Raw genomic sequence first — 23559 nt, forward strand, 5'->3', positions numbered from 1 at the left:
ACCACTCGTCTACCGAAGGCGGCAGCAGGTAATCGGTCTGGCGATCCACAGGGATGAAGCGGCTCATGGCGATCTTCTCAGCTCGGCGATGACGGTGGTCAGTATCTCACGGTGCAACGGAAAGACCGACAGGCTGCTAGGCAACCGTTATTGACCTTTCAACCTTGGCGAGAAACCGCCAAGGCGTCAAGTCATGGGGAGGGGTTGTCACCAACGTTGATCACACCATAAACGAGGCGCCACATCCGCACGTGGTAGTGGCATTGGGGTTTTGGATACGAAATCGAGCCCCTGCTAGGCCCTCCTCGTAATCCACTGTGGAGCCTACCAAATACTGATAAGAGAGCGGGTCGACCACTAGCGTTGCATCGCCAAATTCGATGAGTGTGTCGTCTTCAGCAACGTTTTCAGCAAAGTCGAAACCGTATTGAAAGCCAGAACAGCCGCCGCCGGTCACGTACACGCGCAGCTTAAGCGCAGGGTTACTCTCTTCTGCCATCAGTGCTTTGATACGCTTACGGGCGCTATCAGAGAGTAATAAAGGGGTTGGAACAAAAGCTTCTGCACCGCTCATGGGTACCTCCCGCGAGCTTTAAGAACGAATAATCCGTATTAGGGGGTGATTATGGGTAATTCCCAGCAAATTGGTCAACTATTGCTGGGAATTCCTCAAACGTTAGGGCATCAGCGCGGGGGCGTTAAGCCCCATGTGCTCATCAAAGCCAAACATCAAGTTAAGGTTTTGAATGGCTTGCCCAGAAGCGCCCTTCACCAGGTTATCAATGACTGAAAGCACCACAACCGTATTGCCGTTACCCGGGCGGTGGACCGCGATGCGGCAGGTATTGTTGCCTTTGACACTGCGGGTTTCCGGGTGGCTGCCGGCGGGCATGACATCGACAAACGGCTCGTTGGCGTAGCGCTGCTCAAAGAGCGCCTGTAGATCTTCTGGCTCGGCGGTCAGCGTGCTGTAAAGCGTGGCGTGAATGCCGCGAATCATGGGCGTTAGATGGGGAACAAAGGTCAACCCCACTGGGTTGAGCTGCATATCGCCCAAGCCTTGACGAATTTCCGGCAGATGGCGGTGGCCACCCGCGCCGTAGGCCTTCATGGATTCGCTGGCCTCGGCCAGCAGCGAAGCAACTTTGGCACCGCGGCCAGCACCGGTCACACCAGATTTGCAGTCGGCAATCAGCTGGTTCGGATCAATTAAGCCAGCTTCTAACAGCGGCAGATAGCCTAGCTGAACGGCGGTGGGATAGCAGCCAGGGACAGCAATCAAACGAGCCGTTTTGATCTTTTCGCGGTGCATTTCGGGCAGGCCGTAAACGGCTTCTTCAAGCAGCTCCGGCGCGCCGTGGGGCTGGTCGTACCAACGGCTCCACTCGTCGGCATCGCGCAGGCGGAAGTCCGCAGAGAGGTCGATGACGCGGGTGCCGTTGGCCAGCAGCTCGCCCGCTAAGGCATGGGCAACGCCGTGGGGAGTCGCAAAAAACACCGCATCCATTGCGCCTAGCGCCTTGGCGTCGGGTTCGCTGAATGCCAGCGTGTCGTAGTGACCGCGTAAATTGGGGTACATGTCGCACACTTTTACGCCCGTCTCCGAGCGAGAGGTGATGGCCTTGACGTTTACCTGAGGGTGCTGAGCCAGCAGTCTGAGAAGTTCGACGCCGGTATAACCGGTGCCACCCACGATGCCAACGTTAATCACAAACCACTCCTTGTGCGCTTCGCGCAATCGACGCTTGAATAATTAACAGCCTAATCAGTGTGGCCAGGCTGTTGAAGTGTATCCAGCTATGATACACAAGAGAGCCAGCGCTTAAGAGCGCTGCGCAACGCGAGACAATGAAACGAACAATAAACGCAAGGACGGACGTTGTGGCACGTTTTTCTCGGTCAGATTTCACTCTAGAGAGCTTTCGCCGCCAGTTGGCGAACGTGGATGCCTTACCGCAGCTGTGTGTGCTGGGGTTGGTGTCTGGGGTGATTACTGGGGCAGTGATGGTGGCGTTTCGCCTGCTGCTTGAAGCCGGGGCGGTGCTCTATATGCCGGAGGGGGAGCCGGAAGCCTTCGAAGGATTGTCACCGTGGCTGAGAGCACTTCTGCCGATCGTCGCCGTCACATTGATTGGCCTGTTGCTATATCGGCAGCGCTCCGCTGCGCGCAAGCTCGGGGTCAGCCATGTGATTGAGCGTCTCACCTATCACCAGGGGCGCTTTCCACTGCGTAACTGGCTGAACCAATGGTGGGTGGGGGTCGTCTCCGTGTTGGGTGGCTTATCCGCCGGGCGCGAAGGCCCTGCGATTCATTTAGGCGCGGCGGCTTCCAGCGGGTTAGGGCTAAAGCTGCGGCTGCCCAATAACAGTTTGCGGGTGCTGGTGGCCTGCGGCACGGCAGCCGGTATTTCGGCCTCGTTCAACACGCCCATCGCTGGGGTGATCTTTGCCATGGAAGTGGTGATGATGGAGTACACCCTGATGAGCTTTATGCCGGTGATTTTAGCCTCGACCATGGGGGCGCTGGTGGCGCAGGTGATGTATGGCAATGCGCCCGCATTTCGGATTCCTGAGGTGGCGTTAGGGTCGCTGATGAACCTGCCCTGGATCGTGGTGATTGGCTTGGTCATAGGTTTGATGGCAGGCCTCTTCATCCATATTTCACGAAGTCAGCGCCTACAAACCCTGCCGCTGTGGTTGAGATTGGGCGTCGTGGGTGTCGGCACCGGGGTATTGGCGTGGTGGTTTCCTGAAATCCAAGGCATTGGTTACGACAGCGTGGCGGCAGCGCTGAATAATCAGTTGGCGATCAATGTGCTATTGGCGCTGATGGTTGCCAAGCTGTTGATTACTGCGATTACCGTTGCAGGCGGCGTGCCGATCGGCATTATTGGCCCGGTACTGGTGGCGGGGGCAGCCACTGGGGCGCTCGGTGGCATGCTCGGCGGCTGGCTATGGCCTGAGAAAGCTGCTGACCCAGGGATTTATGCCATGCTCGGTATGGCAGCCATGATGGGGGCTGTTCTTCAGGCGCCTCTTGCAGCGCTGATGGCGCTATTAGAGCTGACGCATACACCCAATATCATGCTGCCAGGGATGCTGGTCGTGGTGGTGGCCTGCTTAACGTCGCGGCAGTTGACGGGGTGTGAAGGTTTTTTCATTAGCTCAGTACGCTATGGGTTACACCCGCTGCAGCAGCCGTTGATGCAGGCGCTCTCCCGGGTATCGGTACCGGCGGTGATGGAGCGCCAATTAGTGCGTACTGAACGGATGATCACGCCAGACCAAGCTCGCCGCTTGCTGGAAACCAACCCCATGTGGCTAGTGATCGAGCGCTCTAGTGAAGAGAAGCCCGTGCTGGCGCTGAAGGCGGCAGAGCTTGCCCGCTGGCTGCTGGAGCACGATAAGGCGCTCGATGGAGAAGTGCCGCCGGAAGATGAGTTAATTGATCTTTTGGAGATTCCCGGCCAGCGGCTGGAAATGGCCCCGATTGGTTTGCAGGCCACGCTATCGGAAGCGTTTTTAAAGCTTCAAGACAGCGCGCTTGGGGCACTTTATGTGGTGCATGGCTACCGACCAAAGCAGCAGCGAATTTCAGGTATCATTACCCGGGGCGCGATCGAGCGTTATTACCACTACACTGACGCTCGGCAAACAGATGCCCGCGAGACTGATTCCTAGCCATACGTCACCGCCTAAGGAGAGACCATGTACGAATGGGTAAAGGCTATTCACTTGATGGCCGTTGTTACTTGGTTTGCCGCACTGTTCTACCTGCCAAGACTTTATGTGTACCACGCCATGGCACGCGACAAAGGTGATGAGCAAGCGATCACTTACTTTAAAACCATGGAGCGCAAGCTTTACCGTGGCATCATGACCCCGTCGATGATCCTGGTACTGATTTTTGGGGGCTGGATGCTCTATTTGGTGCCCGCCTGGTTTAGCCAAGGATGGATGCACGCCAAGCTTACCTTGGTGGCACTGTTAATTGCTTACCACCACGTTTGCTTGATTTACCTTAAGCAGTTTGACCAGTCGCGTTGTACCAAGAGCCACGTATTTTTTCGCTGGTTCAATGAAGCTCCCGTGATTGCACTGGTCGCGATTATTCTTTTGGCGGTAGTGAAGCCCTTTTGATGCGTCAACCTCTTCCCCCTGTTGTTTTAGTGCTAGCGGGTCATGACCCCACGGGCGGTGCCGGACTGGTCGCTGATAGCGAAGCCATCGCCGCCTGTGGCGGTTGGGCGGTGACGATCCCCACGGCGATGACCGTGCAGAGCTGCCATAACGTGTCGCGGGTAATGCCAGCCGACCCTGGCGCCATGCGGCAAATGGCCGAAGCTGTCGGTGATATGCAGATTGCCGCGATCAAGCTCGGCCTGCTGGCGGATGAAGCTACGCTGCGGGCTGCGGAGCAAATTATTTGCCGTTTTCCAGGGGTGCCCGTGGTTGCTGACCCGGTTCTCAAAGCAGGGGGAGGCACTATGTTATCCACAGAGGCTTTGCAGATGCTTTATCGTGACCGGCTGCTGCCACTTGTGGATATCTTAACGCCGAACCGCTTTGAGCTAGCGGCGCTGACGCCTGAGATCCATGAGCCTTATGACGATACCGCCCGTGCGGTGTCACTACTGTCTCAGGGTTGCCAAGCGGTGCTGGTGACGGCAACGGATGACCCATTATCCGGTACGGCACAGCAAGTGGTGCATACACTGCATTCGCCCGACACCACTCGCCAGTGGCAATGGCCGCGGCTGCCGGAAGTATTTCATGGTTCCGGCTGTACGCTCGCGTCAGCCTTAGCAGCGCGTCTAGCGGTAGGTGAGCGCTTACCAACGGCGTGTGAACAGGCGCAGCACTTTACCTGGGAGAGCTTGTCTCACGGCTACCAACCCCCGAGCGGGCAGTGCTTGCCGAATCGCTTGCCACGCCCCGTGCGCTTTTGATCTCATTGGTAGTAAGCCATTTATATTGAGGATGCCATGACCACATCTGCTGAACTGTTTGACCTCGCGAGTCGCCATATTCCTGGGGGCGTGAACTCTCCTGTGCGTGCCTTCAAAGGGTTGCACCGCCCGCCGGTCTTCATGGAGCGTGCGCAGGGTGCCTACCTATTTGATGTGGAGGGCAACCGCTACGTCGATTACATCGGCTCCTGGGGACCGATGATTACCGGTCATGCTGATCAAGACGTACTGGCCGCGGTGCGGGCACGGTTGGATAACGGGCTCTCGTTCGGTACCCCCACCGCCGTGGAAACCACCATGGCCGACCTAATTTGCGACATGATTCCCTCCATGGAAATGGTGCGCATGACCAGCTCGGGCACCGAGGCCACCATGTCAGCGATTCGGCTGGCGCGGGGCACCACGGGGCGGGACAAGATCGTCAAGTTCGAGGGTAACTACCACGGCCACTCGGACTCCCTGCTGGTAAAAGCGGGCTCCGGTGCCTTGACCCACGGCGAGCCCAGCTCTCCGGGTGTTCCGGCGTCGTTGGCCGAGCACACCATTACACTCTCCTATAACGACCCGGAGGGGGTGGAAGCGTGCTTTGCCGAGATCGGTGAGCAAATTGCCTGCATCATCGTCGAGCCGGTGGCGGGTAATATGAACTGCATTCCGCCTCAGCCAGGTTTCTTGGAAACCCTGCGCCACGTTTGTAACGAGTACGGCAGCATCCTGATTTTTGATGAGGTGATGACCGGTTTCCGCGTCGCGTTGGGCGGTGCCCAGGCTTACTACGGTGTCACGCCGGATCTGACCTGCTTGGGTAAGATCGTTGGTGGCGGTATGCCAGTCGGCGCGTTTGGCGGTAAGCGCGACATCATGCAGAACATCTCTCCGCTGGGGCCGGTGTACCAGGCAGGCACGCTGTCGGGGAATCCGCTGGCCATGGCTGCCGGGGTGGCACTACTCACCAAGCTGCAGGTGCCGGGCTTCCACGATGCCCTGAGTCAGCGCGTGCAAACGCTGTGCAACGGCCTGCAAGAGCGTGCCAACGCGGCGCGGGTACCTATGATGACGCAATCCGCAGGCGGCATGTTCGGCGTGTTCTTCACCTCGCAGTCCCGTGTGGATAACTTTGCGCAGGCAACCGCTTGCAACCCCGATGCTTTCCGCCGTTTCTTTGGTGCCATGCTTGATCACGGTGTTTATCTCGCACCTTCCGCTTATGAAGCTGGCTTTATGTCGAGTGCCCACACGCCTGAAGATATTCAGCTGACGTTGGATGCTGCGGAAAAAGCCTTTGCGGTTATGTAACATCAAGTAAAGCGCCTGCTACACTTTAAGAGCCGCTCCTACCGAGCGGCTCTGTAGTTAGTGAGGTAAGCACATTATGAAACGACAACCAGCTTGGCACTCTTCACGTTTTAACAACCTATTGTTAACCGCTGTTCTCACCCTTGGCCTACCGCTAACAGGGACGGCCGCACAGGAGCAAGATATGACTCAGATTCATATCACTATGGGCGGCACACCCGGCGCGGAATTCTCAGCCCAGTGGCGCATTACTCATGACGATGAAACCATTGAACACCCCGAAACACGCGGCACAGTGCCCGCTGAATTTACCTTTGAAGGCACCACATTAGAGGGGACGGTAAAACTACTCAGCGAAGATGATCGTCTAGAAGTCGATATTCTTAAAGGTAGTAACCGCTCGCGTTCTGCTACCCAAGGAGTAACTGTTTAGCTCACGCGGCCTGATCCTGCTCATCCTGTCGCATAAATGTCGGTACCTCACCGGTAAACAGCTGCTCCAGTGCCGTATGCGCCGCCAGGCCCTGCTTGACCGCCGTCGAGAGGAAACTGCGCATCCGGCAGAAGATCTCGGCACCGTCCCAAGAGCGAAAACAGCCCGAGATCTTCTGCTGGACCTTGGTCATCCGCAGGTCACGCTCCCCCTGGTTGTTGGTGAAGGGAGCAGCAGGATCATCGAGGAAGCGCAACACATCGTCCTCGTACGTTCGGAGGCGCTCCAACAGGTTGCGTGATTTGGTGCGCTTGACCCGGCCGCGCGTCCCGGGTGGTGACTTGGCCGGGGGCGGGCATTCGGCCTCGCCCCCGGCCAAGCAGTCCCGATAACGCTGTTGCCATGCTTGGGCCTCATCGGCCGAGAGGCTGCCGCCCGCCTCGTCAACGGCTCGGTTCATGGCCAACAGCTGATCATGCAAGGTCTTGGCCCATGCCTGGCCATCATTCTCCCAGGCCGCTGTCAGCTCCCGAAGATGGTGCGCATTACACAACGCGTGTCGGCAGTCCGAGTAGCGGTAATAGGGCTTCCAGTGGTCATGCACCAGCACGCCCTGCACAAAGGGCAACACGCCGATGGCGTCCATCGCCTCCTGGCCGCGCTTGGGGTGTGGGGCCAACCAGGTCAGGGCCTCGTTGGAGGCGCTGTGCAACCAGTAGCGTTTGCTGCCGACCTGTATCCCGGTTTCATCGGCATGCACGGTGGCCGCTTCGCGCAGCGCCGGGATCACCCACTCGGCAAAGGGTTCGGCGCGCTGGTAGGCCTCCTGCTTGAAGGCGAACAGGGTGCCGGTGCTCAGTGATAGACCATATTGCGACGTCAGCAGTTCACGGATACGCGCATAGGGCAGTAGTTGGTACTGGGAGAGATAGACAGCGGGCGCCTTGAGACGCGGGCCATACTGGATGGGGCGGGTCACGCCCTCGGGAAAGGGCGCCACGTGGCGTTGCCCCTGGTCATCTTCCAGCACTTCGGCCTGATACTCGGTGACGACGCTCTGAATCACGATATCCTGCACTTGGCGGGATTCGATGCCTACCGTGCGATAAATGCACCCCTTGGGGAGCTGCCGATGATCGACGCGCAGTTTGACCACCTCATCGGGGTCTGCCACCGGTGCCAACGTCTTGCCCTCATGCCCTGGCTGTCCGCCGGGGCGCCGCTCGCCCTTGGCGCGCGAACGGCGCTGGCGATTGGGGTCCTGGGAGGGTGGCTTGCTGCTGTTGCGGCTGCTGGTCGCCAGCCGGTCCGCCATCAGCTTGACCAGTAACATCAGCACATTGATGGCGGCACGCAGCGACGGAGAGACCGTCTGGTCGTCCTTGAGCTGCTGCCGGACCCGTTCCAGGGCGTCGTCGACGTTGATCTCACTGATGGTCATGTCACCGGATGAATGTGCCGAAGGTTGTGACATACTGTGCCAGAGAAATTAGGTGGTTGGCGACACCTTGTCCGTAGCCACCTGAATAGTTACACTATAGTAACATAATGCAAACTGCCGCAGCAGTGACCCAGGTGAGACTGCCGACACCGGCATCGACAGCCTGAAAAATGCCGATGCGGTAGTCGCCAAGGTACGCAGGCTTGCAGACAGGAGGGACCAATCATGGCGCATGATGACAGCACCGGTGGCCGCACAGCCCCTCCACTTCACCGTTTTTCAGAGCAAGGCGCGTCACAGCGGGTCGCCTCGTCTTGGTCGTTGATCAGCGACCTGGAACAGCTGCCGAGCCAGGCCGCCGGTATCGCCGACCTCAATGCCGGTCCCATCCTCAATACCGACCCCATGTTGTCACAAGCCGCCCCGTCGCCGGCTCCCGAGCCCATCACCCACACACCTGCACCGGTGAAAGCAGGGTCGGCACTGCCGGCGCATGAGCCTTCTCATGAACCACCGGTGGCGGCCTCGAACCCGGCAGCGCCCGCGCCCCACAGCGCCGCAGAATCCCCTACTTTCGGGCAGCTGTTCAATGGATACAGTGCCCCCCGTCAAAGTGACCACGGTACCCAGGAGACACCGCTCAAGCCCTTGTTGCATGCCATCGCGCAACAGGGCAGCATATGAGCTGTATCTGCGTGGTGTCACCCAAGGGCGGCGTAGGTAAGACCACCCTGACGGCCAATCTGGCCCAGGCGATTCAGCAGTTCGGCCTGAAGGTCAGCGCCGTGGACCTGGACAGTCAGAACGCGCTGCGTCTGCATTTCGGCCTGCCACTATCCCAGCGCGGAGGCATTGCCAGCCTCGTTGCCCCAGGCGCCGACTGGCAAAGCGCCCTGGTGGAAACCGACAGTGGCATCTCGCTGCTGCCTCACGGCACATCCACGCGCGCAGAGCGCCAGCGCTTCAACGAGGCCATTACGCGAAGCGATCTGCTGACTCGCAACCTCAAGGCCATCGCCAACGAGCCAGATGCCGTGCTGTTGGCTGACCTGCCTCCGGGAGACAGTGCCGCACTGCAAGCCATCGAATCGCTGTCGCCGATCTACTGTGTGGTGCTGATGCCCGACAGTGCGTCTCTGAGCGTGCTGCCCGAGCTCGAATCGGGAGAGTTTCTGCCTCCCCTGGCAGCGAACCGACACTTCTTCATCCTCAACCTGATGGACCTGCGCCACCACCTGGCACAGGACATCACCGAGTACCTGCGCCAGCGCCTGGGGCCTAAGCTGCTCGGCACCGTGCACCGCGACGAGGCACTGCCTGAGGCGCTAGCCGCTCGACAACCCCTTCGGCTCTATTCGCCGGGTTCGGCCGCGCTGGTCGATATCGAGCATCTGGCACAGAACCTGTATCGATGGATACTCGCATCTCAAGGAGCCGAGAGTGGGAAGCCTGGTTAACTGGCTGGTTGCTAGCCTCTTCATGCTGGCGGCGCTGGTATTCATCAGCACGCCGCTGCCGATCGAGCATCAGCTCGTGCTGGGTGTGGCGATCTGCCTGATACTGCTGATCGCCGCGCGGGTCAGGACGCAACGCATACGGCTGTTCATTATCCTGATCACCGTGCTCTCTTCCTCCCGCTATCTTTACTGGCGGCTCTCTGAAACCATCGTCACGTCCAGCTGGCTAGAAGGATTCCTGGGCGTTGGCCTGCTGGCCGCAGAACTCTATGCCTGGCTAGTGCTGGTGCTGAGCTTTTTTCAGATGGTTCGCCCCATCGACCGGCGCTCGACGCCTCTCCCCGAGGACCCAGAGCACTGGCCAAGCATCGACGTCTATATCCCCACCTATAATGAGCCGCTGAGCGTGGTGAAGGATACGGTGCTGGCCGCACAAAACCTCGAGTACCCCCGCCACCTCATCAAGATCTACCTGCTCGATGACGGCCGCCGCCCCGAATTTGGCTCCTTCGCTTCCTCATGTGGCGCCGGCTACATCGCTCGCGAGGACAACACGCACGCCAAGGCAGGCAACCTCAACCATGCCATGGCCAGAACCGGCGGGGAGCTGATCTGCATTTTCGACTGCGACCATATCACCACGCGTTTCTTCCTGCAGAAGACGGTGGGGCAGTTTGTCACCGACCCCACCCTGGCAATGGTCCAGACGCCGCACTATTTCTATTCTCAGGACCCGTTCGAGCGCAATCTGGTCGCCGGGCGCAGAATGCCCCACGAAAGCGGCCTCTTCTATGGTCCCGTGCAGCAGGGCAACGACTTCTGGAACTCGAGCTTCTTCTGCGGCTCCTGCGCCGTGATTCGCCGCAAGGCACTGGATGAAATCAACGGCTTCGCGACCGAGACGGTGACCGAAGACGCCCATACCGCCCTGAAGCTGCAGCGCCGTGGCTGGTCGACAGCGTTTATCAAGGAACCGATGGCCGCCGGCCTGGCAACCGAGCGGCTGGCGCTGCATATCGGCCAGCGCGCCCGCTGGGCCCGCGGCATGACACAGATCTTTCGTCGCGACAATCCGCTGCTGGGCCGCGGGCTTAGCCTTGCCCAGCGACTCTGCTATCTCAGCGCTATGCTGCACTTCCAGTTTCCGCTCGCCAGGGTGGTGTTTCTCACCGCGCCGCTGGCCTATCTACTGTTCGGGCTGAATATCATCGAGGCCTCACCCGGCATGGTCGCGGTATATGTGCTTCCCCACCTGTTCTGTGTCATCTACGCCAACTCCTGGATCAACGGCCGCTATCGCTACACCCTGTGGAACGAGATTTACGAAACCGTACTGGCCTTCCACCTTCTCAAGCCTGCCTTGGTCACGCTGCTGCTGCCTGAACGTGGTCGCTTCAATGTCACCGAAAAGGGCGGCGTGCTGACGCACAACTTCTTCGACTTCCACACCACTCGCCCCCAGCTGTTCGTGCTGGCCCTGATCCTGTCGGCGGTGCTCTGGGGCATTTTTCGACTTTACTGGTGGGACGCGGATGCCACAGAGATCGGCGTACTGGTCTTCAACGTCTCCTGGGCAACGCTCAGCTCGCTGTTTCTGCTTGCCGCCATTGCCGTGGGCAGCGAACGCAAGCAGGCAAGACAGACGGTCAGATTGCCGCTTCAGCGCCAGGCGGTGCTCTACTTGAGTAACGGCCATACCCTGCATGCCACCACCGTGGATATCTCCATGACCGGCGCCCAGGTTCGCCTTGGCTCGGAGCAGCAGCATGCTGGCGAAGTCGAGCATATCGAAATCGCCAACGACCAGGAGGTGATCGTCATTCCAGCGCGTCAGGTCTGCCAGGATGGTCGCTCACTACGGCTGCGCTTCGAGGAAATGAAAATAGGCCAGCGGCGCCGCCTTGTCGGGCTGGTCATGGGCAGCCCCGATGGCTGGCTGGAGCGCACCCGGCCGCCGCACGACCGACCGCTCCGCTCGATTGGTATGGTGCTGCAATCCATCTTCGGCCTATTCCTGTCACGCTGGCGGGATGCGCGCCTCGACGGTAACCACGCACGCGCCGCTGCCTCAACAGAGGGCAGCCGCCTGTGGGTGTGGCTGCTGCTGCTCGTGCTGATACTGGCCGCCGGCGTGCTCAGCTCGCTGCAGGCCCAGGCACAGTCGGATACCCCACCCGCCACCCCATTTCGCAGCGCACCGGGGTCTGTCCTGACACCGCTACCCAACCCCCAGACCCCCGCAGCAGACGCGGCCGCCCAAGAGCAGCTGCCCTCAGCACCGCTGGCGGCGCTTGGCATCACCGCAGATGCCCAAGACGGCCGCGATATCGGCAGCACCAGCGAAACGCTCACCCACACCCTGAGCCTTGATCAGCTGATCGGACGCGAGACCTTGCGCCTCAGTGGCCACGGCGCCCAGGCCGGCATCGCCTTCTCGCTGCCCCAGTCGACGCTTGCCACCGCCGCACGCCTCACCCTGGCACTGCGCCACGCTCCGGAACTGCTGGGGGAAGGCAGCCACCTGGACCTTGAACTCAACGGCATTGCGCTGGAGCGTGTTCCCCTGGACCGCTACTCCGCCGACGGCAGCGACGCAGTGGTCGAGATACCTCCCGAACTGGTCGTGCCCTACAACACGCTGTTGATCAGCCTGAGCGGGGCCACTCGCGAGCAGTGCAACACCCTGTTCAATGACGCCATCTGGCTGGAACTCGAGCCCGCCACCCGTCTCACCATCGACGGCATGGCACTGCCCGCCACCCAGCATCTGGCCGACTTCCCACTGCCCTTCCTCGACCCCGCCGACATGGATACCTGGCAGCTGCCGCTGGTGCTGCCGCAGGCCCCCGAAGAGGCCATCCTTGAGGCGGGCGGCATCATCGCCGCCATGCTCGGCGGGCTAGCCGACTACCGACGCCTGAGCCTACCGGTTCACCTCGGCGAGATCCCCCCGCAACACGCCATCCTGATGGCTACCCCGGACACCGAGATCGCCGGGCTCTCGCTGCCGCCGGTGCAAGGGCCGCTGATTGCGAGTCTGCCGCATCCTGCCGGCAACCAGCATCGCCTGCTGTGGATTACCGGTCGCGATGCCTGGGAGCTGGGCATGGCCGCGCGGCATCTCGCCGGGGCCTACGCCACCCTGGAAGGCAATGTGATCCCCGTCACCCCGGACGATATCGCCGCGACACCGCCTGAACCACCGCCCAGCTGGCGCCTCTCGAGCCCGCGCCTGGCGCTAGGCGATCTCCTGGGCACGCAAGAGACCTCGCTGCGGGTCAACGGCGCCCGGCCCGAGCCGCTGGTGATTCCCTTCACTCTGCCCCCGGATCTGTATTTCTGGCCCGGCCAGCGCCCCGAGCTGGAGCTCGCCTACGAATTTCCCGACGCCGAATGGCTCGACCCCTATCGCTCGGAACTGGAAGTCAGCCTCAACGGGGAATACGTCACCACCCTGGCCGCCACACAGCGCGGCCTGTGGCGCTACCTTCGCGACCTGGTCAGCCCCACTTCGACCCGGGAGCAGCGCGCTACTATCCCCATTCCCGACGAGCAGCTCTATGTGGAAAACCGCCTGCAGCTCTACTTTCGCCATCGCCCCCGGGACGACCAGGCCTGCAACCCTGGCCTGCCGCTCAATATCAGCGCCAGCATCGATGCCGGCTCCCATCTGGACGTCAGTCAATCCAGCCGCTTATTTGTCCAGCCCGACCTGCGGCTGATGGCCCAGGCCGGCTTTCCCTTCACCCAGCAGCCCGACCTCAGCCGCACGACTCTGCTGCTGCCAGAGGCGCCTTCCTCCGCCGTGCTGCAGACCGGTTACGAGCTGCTCGCCCGCCTCGGCGCCGTTAGCCAGGCCCCCGCACTGGGCCTGGGGGTCACCACCGCCCTGTCTACCAATGCCCCCCAGCGCGACCAGCATCTGCTGGTGGTGGCACCGCTGGCGGCGCTGTCCGACCACCCGCTGCTGACGGCCTCTCCCTTTCAGGTCACCGACCAGCAGCTGAGACTGCGCCAGCTTGGCCTGCTGGAGGATCTGCGCCGCTGGCTACGTCCGGACACCTGGTTCCAGCCACGCCTGCCGAGCAGCACCATCCTGGCCAGCGGACAACCCGGCGGTGCCGCGCTCGGCTTCTCCTCCCCATGGAGCGCCAACCGCAGCGTGATCGTCTTCACCGGCAGCGACCCGCAAGGTCTGCCCAAACAGGCGCGGGCGCTGATGGAGGCCGACCGTCAGGGAGAGATCAGTGGCGACCTCGCCGTGGTCAACGATACGCAAGGGGTCACCAGCTACCGCGTAGGGCAACTGCAGGCGTTCAGCGACATGGCCTGGCACCGCCAGCTGCGCTGGTGGGTGCGTCAGTACGGCACCCTCATGCTGGTCATCATGGGACTGATGATGGCCCTTGCCGTCGTCACCCTGCATCGCTGGCTGGAGCGACGCGCCCAGAGGAGACAACCTTCATGACACCCAAGCCGCTGATCGGCCTTCTCACCCTGATGATGGGGACCAGCGCCCCGCTGCTGGCGCAATCCAGCGACGCGCGAACGCCGGCCCAGCAGGCACTGCTGAACCAGGCCGAGTTCTGGATCGACAACCAGCGGCCCGACCTGGCCCGTCAGGTGCTGAGCCGCTACCTGGACGGCCAGCCCAACGACACCGAGATTCTCTATCCCCTGGCGGCACTCGCCCTGGAGCAGGGCGACACCGACGAGGCGGCACGACTCACCGCCCGTCTGGAGCGGCTCAACGCCGACGACGAACGGGTGGAGAGCCTGGCACTCGGGCGCATGGAGCGCCAGATCCCCGCCGCAGACCTCGAGCGCGTCCGCGCGCTGGCCCGCCAGGGCAACGCCGACCAGGCGGTGGCCGGCTATCGCCAGCTGTTCGGCGGCAACATCCCGCCGCCCAACCTCGCCGTGGAGTACTACCAGACACTGGCCGGTACCGATGGCGGCTGGGAAGAAGCCCGTCAGCAGCTCGAGCGCCGGCAGCAGGCGCAGCCCGGCAATCACGCCCTGGCCCGCGCCTTCGCCGAGACCCTCACCTACCGAGAGGGCACGCGCCGGCAGGGCATCGAGCGCCTGGCCGAGCTTCACGAACAGGGGCAGGATGTTCAGGCCGCCTGGCGACAGGCGTTGGAGTGGCTGGACGCCACCCCCGCCGACGAGACCCGCTACGCCCGCTATGCGCGCGCTACCGGCGACGAGACCCTACTGGCCACCTACGAGCAGCGCATGGTGCAGAGCAGCCGCAGCGCCGGCTATCAGGCGCTTAACCAGGGACGCATCGGCGAGGCCGAGCAGGCGTTCGCCCGCGCCCGCGAGGACAACCCCCAGGACGCCGAGGCGATCGCCGGGTTAGGGCTTGCCGCCCTGCGCCGCCAGCGCTTCAGTGAGGCCCGCCAGCTGCTCGGCCAGGCCATGGAACTGGCCCCCGAGCGTCGCAGCGAATGGCTCGGCGCCTATCGCAGTGCCAATTTCTACGCACGGCTGGGTCAAGCCCGCAGCCAGAGCGAGTCAGGAGAACTGGAACGAGCGCTGGCCACCGTGCGACCGCTGACCCGCGAAGATGGCGAGGCCGGACTCTCCGCACGGCTGCTGGAAGCCGACGTCCTCCGGCGCATGGGCCGGCTTGGCGCCGCCGAACAGGCCTACCAGGGCGTGCTGGACGCTGCCCCAGGCAACGTGGACGCACGCCTGGGAATGATCCAGGTATTACGCGAACAGCAGCGTTGGAACGAGGCCATGGCCCTCGCAGAATCGCTGCCGGCCCCCGCTCAGCAGAGCCTCGGTGACCTCAGCCAGAGCCGCGCCCAGATGCTGCGCGACCAGGCCGCGCAACAGCCCCAGGCCGAGGCCGAAGCGACCCTGCGTCAGGCCATTACCATCGCCCCGCAGGACCCCTGGGCGCGGCTGGAACTGGCACGGCTGCTGGAGCAGCAGGGCCGCACGACCGAAGCCGAATGGTTGATGAGCGCCATGCAAGGCCCCGATGCCAGCGCCGAACAGCGCCGCGCCGCCGCCCTGCTGGCGGCCGAACAAGAGCGCTGGCCAGATGTCCAGCGCCTGCTGGCCGGGGTGCCGGAGGAAGCCCGCGACGAGGAGCTGACCCGTCTGCTGCGCCGCAGCCGACAGCAGGCACAGCTGAATACGCTGGCCGACATGCTGGCGATAGGCAACCCGGCCGCCAACGCCCGCCTGCAGCAGCTCTATCAGGACCCCGAGTTGGACGCCGCCAGCGCCGGCGAGATCGCCCTGATGCTCAGCGATGCCGGCCTGTCGCAGCAGGCCCTGAGCTGGGCACGGCGCGACCTGCAAGGCAGCACCCCCGATGCCCCAGGCCGCTTCACCGCGCATCTGCTGGTGCTCGCTCGCCACGGCCACCTGGACGAAACCCAGGGGATTCTCGATGCCTGGCAGGCCATGCCCGACCTCGCCTCGAGCGACCGCCGTCAGCTCGATGAGCTCTCGCGCGGCATTGCCGTGATCAGCGCCGACCGCCTGCGCCAGCAGGGGCGCTTGGCCAGCGCCTATGACGTGCTTGCCCCGCCGCTGCGTCAGCATCCCGATGACGAGGCCCTGCTGCTGGCCATGGGACGACTCTACGCCCAGGGCGACAGGCACGCCCAGGCCGCCGAGGTATATGACTACGCGCTGAATCGACACCCGCAAAGCAATGAAGCACTGGCCGGTGCCCTGCAGGCCGCGCTGGCCAACGGCCAACTGCCGCGGGCCAGACAGCTGCTGGCCCAGCACGGCAGCCGCCTGAACGACTCCCCGGAACTGCTGATGGTCGCCGCAGACGTCGCCCAGCGCAGCGGCGACAAGCGCGAGGCACTGCGCTATCTGCAGGCCGCCCGCCGGGCGCTGCCGCACCAGGTCTCGGTCACCGGCGTCGAACCGGGCAACCCGTTCCGCAACAGTACGGCAAGCCTGGGGGCAGCCAACGTGGGTAACCACAGCGCAGGCACCGCGGCTCGCCCCGGCTGGCTACCCGGCGCCACCGAAGACGCCGCCATGGCGTTCACCGGCTCTGCCGGTGCGGCCGCGCAGGCCCCAAGCCTCGAGGCGCGCATAGACGCCATGATCACCGAGATCGAGCGCGAGCGCGCCCCGCGCTTCGATGGCAACATGGCGCTGGCCATGCGCAGCGGCGATGCTGGCCTTAGCCAGCTGGACACCCTGTCGATGCCGCTGGAGATCTCCTGGGTACCGCTCAACGACGCCCGTCTCTCGCTGCAGATTACGCCGGTGCGCCTGGATGCAGGCCGTCCCGATACGGCCTCGCTGCGCCAGCGGCTGGGGCGCTCCACCCTCAGCGAAGGGGCTCGCCAGCTCGACGCCTCGCTGTCGGATGTCAGCCCGGTGCTCGATCAGATCGAGCAAACCGGCGCGGCGTTCTTCCAAGCCCAACAGCGCGCCAATCTGGCCCTGGAAGACCCCAACCTGCCCGCCGCCGAGCAGCAGCGACTGGTCGGCGAGGCCGACACGGCCAGGGGGCTGTTCGACGACGCCCTGGAGCGCAATCCCCTGTTCGAAAGCGGCTTCGAGCTGGTCAGCCTGACCGAGGCCCAGCGCGACGTGCTGCAGCAGTTTCTCGGCGAGACCCTCGACCTCGCCGCCCTCGACCAGGCCAGCCAGCTCTCCGGCGACAGCGCCGCCGCCCTGGAGGCGAGCCGTGCCCGCCTCGAGGAAGAGGTCGCCCTGCTACGCGGCCGCCTGCAGGCCGTAGGCCGCGCTGCCAACCCCGAGCATCAGCGCGACACCGGCACGGGCATCGCGATCGGCTATGCCGGCGAGAGCCTCTCGATGGACATCGGCTCTACCCCGCTGGGCTTCGAGCGCACCAACCTGGTCGGCGGCATCGAGTGGCACCCGGCCCTGAGCGACACCACTCGCCTATCGTTCAAGGCCGAACAGCGCGCGGTGACCGACAGCCTGCTTTCCTACGCCGGCACCCAGGACGCCTTCACCGGCGACACCTGGGGCGGTGTGGTCAAGACCGGCGGCAGCCTTGGCATCAGCCACGACAACGATGACGGCGGGCTCTATGCCGAGCTGGGCGCCTATCGCTACACCGGCCAGAATGTCGCCGACAACAGCAGTGTCGAACTCTCTGCCGGCGGCTATGTGCGCCCCATTAACACCGACCGCCACCAGCTGCAGACCGGCATTCACCTCGGCCTGATGGCCTATGACGAGGACCTCAGCTACTTTACCTACGGTCATGGCGGCTACTTCAGCCCACAGGAATATGTCAGCGTCTCATTCCCCATCCACTATCAGGCTGAACAGGGCAAGCTGCGCTATGAGGCCCAGCTGACCCCCGGCTACCAGGCCTACTCCACCGACGGCAACGCCTACTTCCCCACCGACGCCAACGCCCAGGCCGTGGCGGACACCTTCGCCCAGCTGGGTGGCCTACCCGAGTCCCGCTATCCGGCGACCGACGAGAGCGGCCTGGGCCTCTCCGCCGGCGGCAAGGTGGAGTACCAGCTTAATCCGGCATTGAGCGTCGGCGGCGGGCTTCACTACAACAGCTTCGGCGACTATGAAGACACCTCTGCCAACCTCTACCTGCGCTACCAACTGGGAGGAACCCCGTGATGCCCCAAGGCACCGACGTCGATAGCCAGGCACTGCTGGCCTTTCATGCCCGCACGCATTGCTCGCCCCAGTGGCGCATCTTCCTACCGTTGCTGTTTGCCGAACTCTACCGCAACGCCAGCGACGCCGACGCCAACGCCTTCCTGCGCCACCTGGGAGGCCAGCTCGCCGCCGAGCTACCGCTGGAAGAGCAGGCCACCCTGGAAGCGCTGGAACGGGCCATCAACCGCCATTGGGCCGACATCGACTGGGGCTATGTTCAACTGACCACGGATAGCCGAGGCATCGTCATTCGCCATCTCGCCTGCCCCACCCCCCTAAGCCCACAGGGCGACGCCGCGCTCACCAGCCAGCGCGCCATGGCCGCCATGCTCGCAGGCTGCTATGGCCAGTGGCTAGAGGGCCAGGGTGGCGCCCCCGCGGTGCCGTTGAATGCTCTCGAACCGCACGCCGACCTGCCCGGCTGTGTCACCCTTCACTATGGCTACGGCAGCGCACAATGAGGCCCCGTTCGCTCGATCCGACTCACGCGCCATCGTCACGCCCGGCCGCCTGGCTGGCCCTGGTGCTCTCCCTTTCCCTGGGCGTCGGCCCGCTGCTCGCCAGCGGTTCGGCATTCGCCAATGACGCCTGGCAGGCCTACCAGGCGCGTTTTATCAGCGCCGAAGGGCGCGTCATCGATACCGGCAACGGCCATATCAGCCACTCCGAGGGCCAAGGCTGGGGGATGCTGCTGGCCGTAGCCCATGACGACCCCGACACTTTCCAGCAGCTTTGGCAGTGGACACGGCGTCACCTCACGCGGCCCGACGATGCCCTGTTCGCCTGGCGCTACGACCCCAGCGCCTCACCGGCGGTAGCCGATACCAACAACGCCACCGACGGCGACCTGTTCATCGCCTGGGCCCTGCAGCTGGCGGCCGACCGCTGGCAGCAGCGGGGCTATGCCTCCGCCTCACGGACGATTCGCGATGACATCCAGCGCCGCCTGATCCGCCGCCAGGACGGCCTGACCCTGCTGATGCCGGGCGCCAGCGGCTTCGAACAGGGCGAGGCGCTGGACCTCAACCTCTCCTACTGGTTCATGCCGGCGCTGATGGATTTCGCTGCCCGCGAGCCAGAAGGGCCCTGGCAAGCGCTGATCGACAGCGGCCGGCAGCTGCTCAAGGAGGCACGCTTCGGCCGCTACCGACTGCCCACCGACTGGGTCAGGCGCGCGCCCGGCGGCGAGCTCTCCCCCTCACCGGACTGGCCGCCACGCTTTGGCTTCGATGCCGTACGCATACCCCTCTACTTTCATTGGGCCGGATTCGAGCAATCCGAAGGGCTGGGCGCCATCCAGGCCTTCTGGCAGGACCCGGCACACCAGCCCCCCGCCGCCTGGATCGACGTCTTCACCGAGGAGCGCGCGCCCTACGTCGCCTCACACGGTGTGCGCGCCATCGCCGCCCTGGGCGTTTCTCAACGGCCGATGTCGGGCATCGCCCGCCTCACCGAAGAGGACTACTACAGCGCCTCGCTGCTGATGCTGGCGAGGCTGGCGCAAGAGGGGGCCCACGAATAAATGGTTCATCGCACTTTGGCGTGACGCTGTCTGATAGATGTCGTAACCGCCATGGGGTGGCGACATGATGTCTACAACCTGTATCACGCCAGTCTGCGAAGAACCATATTAAAGGCTGTCAATGACCATTAAGGGGCCCCGCTAGCGGCCAGAGAGTTAGTCCACACATCAACATTAGGTGAAAAGGTACTTTTATAAATGAGTCATCTTCGAACGATTGGGCGGTAACGATAAAAATACGCTGGGTACACATTCCATGTGCTTTAGCTGTGTTTCTGTTCAGCGTAAACTGAGGCTCCCTGTTTGGAGGTTTCGATATGTCGACGGGTACGACGCTTGTCCTGGCCAGTGGAAACGCAGGAAAACTTAAAGAGTTCAATCAGTTACTTTCCCCGCTTGGGCTCGATGTCAGGGCGCAGGCGGAGTTTGGCATCCACGACGTCGAAGAAACAGGGCTGACCTTCGTAGAAAATGCGCTGTTAAAGGCCCGTGAAGCGAGCCGGGTAAGCGGGTTACCGGCGCTTGCCGATGATTCCGGTCTGGAGGTCGATGCCTTGAACGGGGCACCGGGTATCTATTCCGCTCGTTACGCGGGCGAGCCGAAAAGCGATCAACGTAACAACGAGAAACTGCTGGCAGCGCTGAGTGAGTGCGCGGAAGGCCAGCGCACGGCGCGTTACTGGTGTGTGTTGGTCTATTTACGCCATGCAGAAGACCCGGTACCGGTGATCGTCCAGCGTAGTTGGGAAGGAGAAGTATTGGCTCATCCGCGTGGCGAGGGCGGTTTTGGCTACGATCCGCTGTTCTGGCTACCCGATCAGGGGATGAGCGTGGCAGAACTACCCAGTGAAACGAAGAACCGCTTGAGCCATCGAGGCCGTGCGTTACACACGTTGGTGGACATTCTAAAGGTGGCGCATGGCTAATCGATTGCCGCCGCTCTCGCTTTATATTCATACGCCGTGGTGTGTTCGCAAATGTCCTTACTGCGATTTCAACTCCCATGAGCCCGACAACCGCGAACTTCCCGAAGTGGCCTATTTGGCCGCCTTGCTGAGTGATTTGGACGGCGATTTGGCGCTGGCGTCTGGCCGTACTCTTCAAACCATTTTTATTGGTGGCGGCACGCCTAGCTTGCTATCGCCGACGTTTTATCGACAGTTATTCGATGGCATTCGTGAGCGGCTCGCCTTTTCGCCTAGCATTGAAATCACCCTGGAAGCCAATCCAGGCACGACCGAGCAGCAGCGGTTCATTGGTTATCGGGAAGCCGGTATCAATCGATTGTCTTTGGGGGTGCAGAGTTTCCGCCCCACTCAACTGAGTGCGTTGGGGCGAATTCATACCGGCAACGAAGCGGTGACTGCCATCGGTGAAGCCAGAGCGGCGGGATTCGATAACCTCAATATCGATCTCATGCACGGCTTGCCCCAACAAACACCTGAGCAATCCATGGAAGATATTGATCAGGCGCTTGCCCTCGATCCTGAGCATCTTTCGTGGTACCAACTCACCCTGGAGCCCAATACGGCGTTTTTTTCTCACCCTCCTCCTTTGCCGGAGGAGGAGGCGTTGTGGGACATTCAGGAAGCAGGTCACCAGCGTCTTGAACAGGCTGGCTTAAAGCGCTACGAAATTTCCGCTTATGCCCGCCCAGGGCTACAGAGCCGCCATAACCTGAACTACTGGCGATTTGGCGACTACCTGGGGATTGGCGCAGGCGCTCATGGAAAACTCACCCAAATAGACTCCCAGGGGGCGTGGCAGATTGAGCGGCGTTGGAAAACACGCCAACCCGATGCCTACCTGCGTCGCGCTAACGACCCACGTGGTTTTGTGGCAGGTCAGCAGCTCATCGAACCCCTGGAGCTGCCCCTTGAGTTTGCCATGAACGCGCTGCGTTTAACCGAAGGGGTACCATTGGCGGATTGGGCGGCTCACACTGGCCAACCAGAGGCACTGTTACTTGCGCGTTTACACAGTGCTCAAGAAAAAGGACTTTTAATGGAAATGCCTGAAAAGCTGCGTGCATCGCCTCAAGGTCTATTATTCTTAAATGAGTTGCTGGCCTTAATCAGCGAAGAGTGATCAGTACAAGTGAAGTGATCAGTACAAGTGACCAGCGATCAATAAGGCAATAACCCAATCATAAGCAAGGAGTGAGTGATGCGTATTTCTCGACTACTGACCCCACTGGCAGCGGCGATATTACTGGCTGGCTGCGCGACGTCCGATCCTTACGGCGGTCAAACGCAGCGCTCGAGCACCGCCATGGGCACCGGCATTGGTGCAGCGATTGGTGCAGCGGCGGGCGCTTTATCCGGTGATGGCAGTACGAGCCGTCGTGACCGTGCGCTCATTGGCGCCGCAGTAGGCGCGGCTGCCGGCGCGGGTATGGGTGCTTATATGGACCGTCAAGAGCAGCAGTTGCGTGACAATCTGCAAGGCTCACGTATTGAAATTGACCGCCGTGGCGATGATATTGTGCTTAACATGCCTAGCAGCGTCACGTTCGGGTTTGATTCCGCTGAACTCACAGCTGATGCGCGCAGCGCCCTGAACGAAGTGGCGAATGTTCTCACTCAGTACACCGATACCCGTGTAAACATTGCCGGCCACACGGATAGCACCGGGGATGCCAGCTACAACCAGCGTCTCTCTGAGCGTCGTGCTCAGTCGGTCGGTAACTACCTGAGCCAGAACGGTGTTTCCTCTATGCGCTTAAACACTATGGGCTACGGTGCTAATCAGCCGGTGGCTAGCAATGCTACCGAGCAGGGCCGCGCGCAGAACCGTCGTGTAGAAATCACCCTGACGCCTACCGGCAACGGCCAGTAATATGCGTTAATCTCGGCATTGCCGTCCAACGCCCGCTATGCTCACATAGCGGGCTTTTTTTTTTGTTCAATTGCTAGCGAGCTGCCATGCTGTCGTATCAACACGCCTACCACGCCGGAAACTTTGCCGATGTCCAGAAGCATTTAACGCTTTTTGCGGTGGCTGATTATTTATTACGTAAAAAATCAGCAATTACATATGTTGATAGTCATGCGGGGAGAGGCCTCTATCCGCTAGCCACCAAAGAGACCCAGCGGCTTCAAGAGTATCGGGAAGGCATCGCTCCGCTCTGGCAGGCCCGACAGCAGCTGAGCGACCCGTTGCTTAGCCGTTGGCTTACCGCTTTGAATTCAGCACAACCCAACGCTGATGTGCTATCTCACTACCCGGGGTCACCCTGGTGGCTTGCTAAGGCGCTACGTGACCATGACCAACTGCGTCTATTTGAACTACACCCGGGTGAGCATGAACATTTGAGTGGCCAGACGCTGCCAAAGCAGGCACGTCGCGTATATGGCGATGGGTTGCAGGGGCTGAAACAGTTGGTGCCGGTGTCGTCGCCACGAATGTGCGTGTTAGTAGACCCTAGCTACGAGCGCAAAGCGGAGTATCAAGAGGTCGTTGAAACCGTTGCTTATACCCTGGAAAAAGCGCGCCACGCCGTGGTGATGATTTGGTACCCGCTGCTGCCTGCTAGGCATCACGAAACGTTGCTCAGCGGCCTTGAAGCGAGTGGCATTCGCAAGATTTGGCACAGCGAGCTGCTGTTACGGGCCGCGGGGGAGAGTGCGCACGGGATGTACGGTAGCGGCATGGTAGTCATCAATCCGCCCTGGGGGCTGGATGAGCAGCTTGCTGCAGCGATGTCGCAGGTGACACCGCTGCTGGGGAGTGACAGCCACTACCGCGCTAAATGGCTTGTAGGTGAGTAGTGGCGGCGAGTGGTGGGA

At 62.0% G+C, this 23559-nt stretch carries 18 protein-coding genes; 15 read left to right on the forward strand and 3 right to left on the reverse strand.

What is annotated here, in order from left to right; translation table 11 throughout:
* Nucleotides 1–220: 220 nt before the first annotated feature.
* Entirely contained in the window at nt 221–574 is a 354-nt protein-coding gene (gene erpA / locus AC13CY_RS08330) for an iron-sulfur cluster insertion protein ErpA (protein WP_054640714.1), read from the reverse strand.
* Nucleotides 575–676: 102 nt separating this feature from the next.
* Nucleotides 677–1711 (reverse strand): N-acetyl-gamma-glutamyl-phosphate reductase, encoded by a 1035-nt coding sequence (argC, locus tag AC13CY_RS08335; RefSeq protein ID WP_483052450.1) that lies wholly within the window; start codon nt 1709–1711, stop codon nt 677–679.
* 170 nt (nt 1712–1881) lie between these two features.
* On the opposite strand from argC, the gene AC13CY_RS08340 reads away from it, so the two are divergent.
* The 5 genes from AC13CY_RS08340 to AC13CY_RS08360 all read left to right on the forward strand — a co-directional run bounded on the left by AC13CY_RS08340 (nt 1882) and on the right by AC13CY_RS08360 (nt 6699).
* The gene (locus AC13CY_RS08340; protein WP_230834446.1) at nt 1882–3681 is read left to right on the forward strand and encodes a chloride channel protein; all 1800 of its coding nucleotides are present in this window, start codon (nt 1882–1884) and stop codon (nt 3679–3681) included.
* Between the two features lie 27 nt (nt 3682–3708).
* Nucleotides 3709–4140: a protoporphyrinogen oxidase HemJ gene (hemJ, locus tag AC13CY_RS08345; RefSeq protein WP_058577321.1), complete on the forward strand. Its 432-nt coding sequence runs from the start codon at nt 3709–3711 to the stop codon at nt 4138–4140.
* Nucleotides 4140–4949, forward strand: a complete 810-nt coding sequence (thiD, locus tag AC13CY_RS08350) for a bifunctional hydroxymethylpyrimidine kinase/phosphomethylpyrimidine kinase (RefSeq protein ID WP_483052451.1) — start codon at nt 4140–4142, stop codon at nt 4947–4949. The genes hemJ and thiD overlap by 1 nt, the downstream gene beginning before the upstream one ends.
* A 36-nt stretch (nt 4950–4985) precedes the next feature.
* On the forward strand, nt 4986–6266 hold the full coding sequence (gene hemL, locus AC13CY_RS08355) for a glutamate-1-semialdehyde 2,1-aminomutase (protein ID WP_058577319.1): 1281 nt from the start codon (nt 4986–4988) through the stop codon (nt 6264–6266).
* A 184-nt stretch (nt 6267–6450) separates the two neighbouring features.
* Nucleotides 6451–6699 (forward strand): hypothetical protein, encoded by a 249-nt coding sequence (locus AC13CY_RS08360; RefSeq protein ID WP_284453080.1) that lies wholly within the window; start codon nt 6451–6453, stop codon nt 6697–6699.
* Nucleotide 6700: 1 nt separating this feature from the next.
* Here AC13CY_RS08360 and tnpC read toward each other — a convergent pair whose 3' ends face one another.
* A complete protein-coding gene (gene tnpC / locus AC13CY_RS08365; protein ID WP_284453079.1) occupies nt 6701–8140 on the reverse strand; it encodes an IS66 family transposase in 1440 nt (479 codons plus the stop codon).
* 225 nt (nt 8141–8365) lie between these two features.
* Between tnpC and AC13CY_RS08370 the strand changes: the two genes are divergently transcribed.
* The 10 genes from AC13CY_RS08370 to AC13CY_RS08415 all read left to right on the forward strand — a co-directional run bounded on the left by AC13CY_RS08370 (nt 8366) and on the right by AC13CY_RS08415 (nt 23541).
* Nucleotides 8366–8824: a hypothetical protein gene (locus AC13CY_RS08370; protein ID WP_284453078.1), complete on the forward strand. Its 459-nt coding sequence runs from the start codon at nt 8366–8368 to the stop codon at nt 8822–8824.
* Nucleotides 8821–9597, forward strand: coding sequence for a cellulose biosynthesis protein BcsQ (bcsQ, locus tag AC13CY_RS08375; RefSeq protein WP_284453077.1), 777 nt, complete (start codon nt 8821–8823; stop codon nt 9595–9597). Before AC13CY_RS08370 ends, bcsQ begins: the two co-directional genes overlap by 4 nt.
* Nucleotides 9581–14065, forward strand: coding sequence for a UDP-forming cellulose synthase catalytic subunit (bcsA, locus tag AC13CY_RS08380; RefSeq protein WP_284453076.1), 4485 nt, complete (start codon nt 9581–9583; stop codon nt 14063–14065). The genes bcsQ and bcsA overlap by 17 nt, the downstream gene beginning before the upstream one ends.
* Nucleotides 14062–18207 (forward strand): cellulose biosynthesis protein BcsC, encoded by a 4146-nt coding sequence (locus tag AC13CY_RS08385; protein WP_483052452.1) that lies wholly within the window; start codon nt 14062–14064, stop codon nt 18205–18207. The genes bcsA and AC13CY_RS08385 overlap by 4 nt, the downstream gene beginning before the upstream one ends.
* Nucleotides 18207–18710, forward strand: a complete 504-nt coding sequence (bcsD, locus tag AC13CY_RS08390; protein WP_284453074.1) for a cellulose biosynthesis protein BcsD — start codon at nt 18207–18209, stop codon at nt 18708–18710. Before AC13CY_RS08385 ends, bcsD begins: the two co-directional genes overlap by 1 nt.
* Complete coding sequence (locus tag AC13CY_RS08395; protein ID WP_284453073.1) at nt 18707–19771, forward strand: family 8 glycosyl hydrolase; 1065 nt, start codon at nt 18707–18709, stop codon at nt 19769–19771. Before bcsD ends, AC13CY_RS08395 begins: the two co-directional genes overlap by 4 nt.
* A gap of 317 nt (nt 19772–20088) precedes the next feature.
* Nucleotides 20089–20697, forward strand: a complete 609-nt coding sequence (rdgB, locus tag AC13CY_RS08400; RefSeq protein WP_284453072.1) for an RdgB/HAM1 family non-canonical purine NTP pyrophosphatase — start codon at nt 20089–20091, stop codon at nt 20695–20697.
* Nucleotides 20690–21859, forward strand: a complete 1170-nt coding sequence (hemW, locus tag AC13CY_RS08405; protein WP_089675218.1) for a radical SAM family heme chaperone HemW — start codon at nt 20690–20692, stop codon at nt 21857–21859. Before rdgB ends, hemW begins: the two co-directional genes overlap by 8 nt.
* A gap of 78 nt (nt 21860–21937) precedes the next feature.
* Entirely contained in the window at nt 21938–22609 is a 672-nt protein-coding gene (locus tag AC13CY_RS08410; protein WP_074211242.1) for a YiaD family glycine zipper/OmpA-like lipoprotein, read from the forward strand.
* Between the two features lie 86 nt (nt 22610–22695).
* Nucleotides 22696–23541 carry a 23S rRNA (adenine(2030)-N(6))-methyltransferase RlmJ gene (locus AC13CY_RS08415; protein ID WP_273421284.1) on the forward strand — a complete coding sequence of 282 codons (846 nt, stop codon included), beginning with the start codon at nt 22696–22698 and terminating at the stop codon, nt 23539–23541.
* The last annotated feature ends 18 nt before the right edge of the window (nt 23542–23559 follow it).

It is taken from the genome of Vreelandella sp. L-15, assembly GCF_056857635.1.

Excerpts from the sequence above, each read along its gene's own strand:
- AC13CY_RS08415 (WP_273421284.1), top strand. The coding sequence starts at position 22,696 with ATGCTGTCGTATCAACACGCCTACCACGCCGGAAACTTTGCCGATGTC.
- hemW (WP_089675218.1), top strand. The coding sequence starts at position 20,690 with ATGGCTAATCGATTGCCGCCGCTCTCGCTTTATATTCATACGCCGTGG.
- AC13CY_RS08410 (WP_074211242.1), top strand. The coding sequence starts at position 21,938 with ATGCGTATTTCTCGACTACTGACCCCACTGGCAGCGGCGATATTACTG.
- AC13CY_RS08385 (WP_483052452.1), top strand. The coding sequence starts at position 14,062 with ATGACACCCAAGCCGCTGATCGGCCTTCTCACCCTGATGATGGGGACC.
- hemL (WP_058577319.1), top strand. The coding sequence starts at position 4,986 with ATGACCACATCTGCTGAACTGTTTGACCTCGCGAGTCGCCATATTCCT.
- bcsQ (WP_284453077.1), top strand. The coding sequence starts at position 8,821 with ATGAGCTGTATCTGCGTGGTGTCACCCAAGGGCGGCGTAGGTAAGACC.
- AC13CY_RS08370 (WP_284453078.1), top strand. The coding sequence starts at position 8,366 with ATGGCGCATGATGACAGCACCGGTGGCCGCACAGCCCCTCCACTTCAC.
- erpA (WP_054640714.1), bottom strand. The coding sequence starts at position 574 with ATGAGCGGTGCAGAAGCTTTTGTTCCAACCCCTTTATTACTCTCTGAT.
- thiD (WP_483052451.1), top strand. The coding sequence starts at position 4,140 with ATGCGTCAACCTCTTCCCCCTGTTGTTTTAGTGCTAGCGGGTCATGAC.
- AC13CY_RS08360 (WP_284453080.1), top strand. The coding sequence starts at position 6,451 with ATGACTCAGATTCATATCACTATGGGCGGCACACCCGGCGCGGAATTC.
- hemJ (WP_058577321.1), top strand. The coding sequence starts at position 3,709 with ATGTACGAATGGGTAAAGGCTATTCACTTGATGGCCGTTGTTACTTGG.
- AC13CY_RS08395 (WP_284453073.1), top strand. The coding sequence starts at position 18,707 with ATGAGGCCCCGTTCGCTCGATCCGACTCACGCGCCATCGTCACGCCCG.
- tnpC (WP_284453079.1), bottom strand. The coding sequence starts at position 8,140 with ATGACCATCAGTGAGATCAACGTCGACGACGCCCTGGAACGGGTCCGG.
- rdgB (WP_284453072.1), top strand. The coding sequence starts at position 20,089 with ATGTCGACGGGTACGACGCTTGTCCTGGCCAGTGGAAACGCAGGAAAA.
- bcsD (WP_284453074.1), top strand. The coding sequence starts at position 18,207 with ATGCCCCAAGGCACCGACGTCGATAGCCAGGCACTGCTGGCCTTTCAT.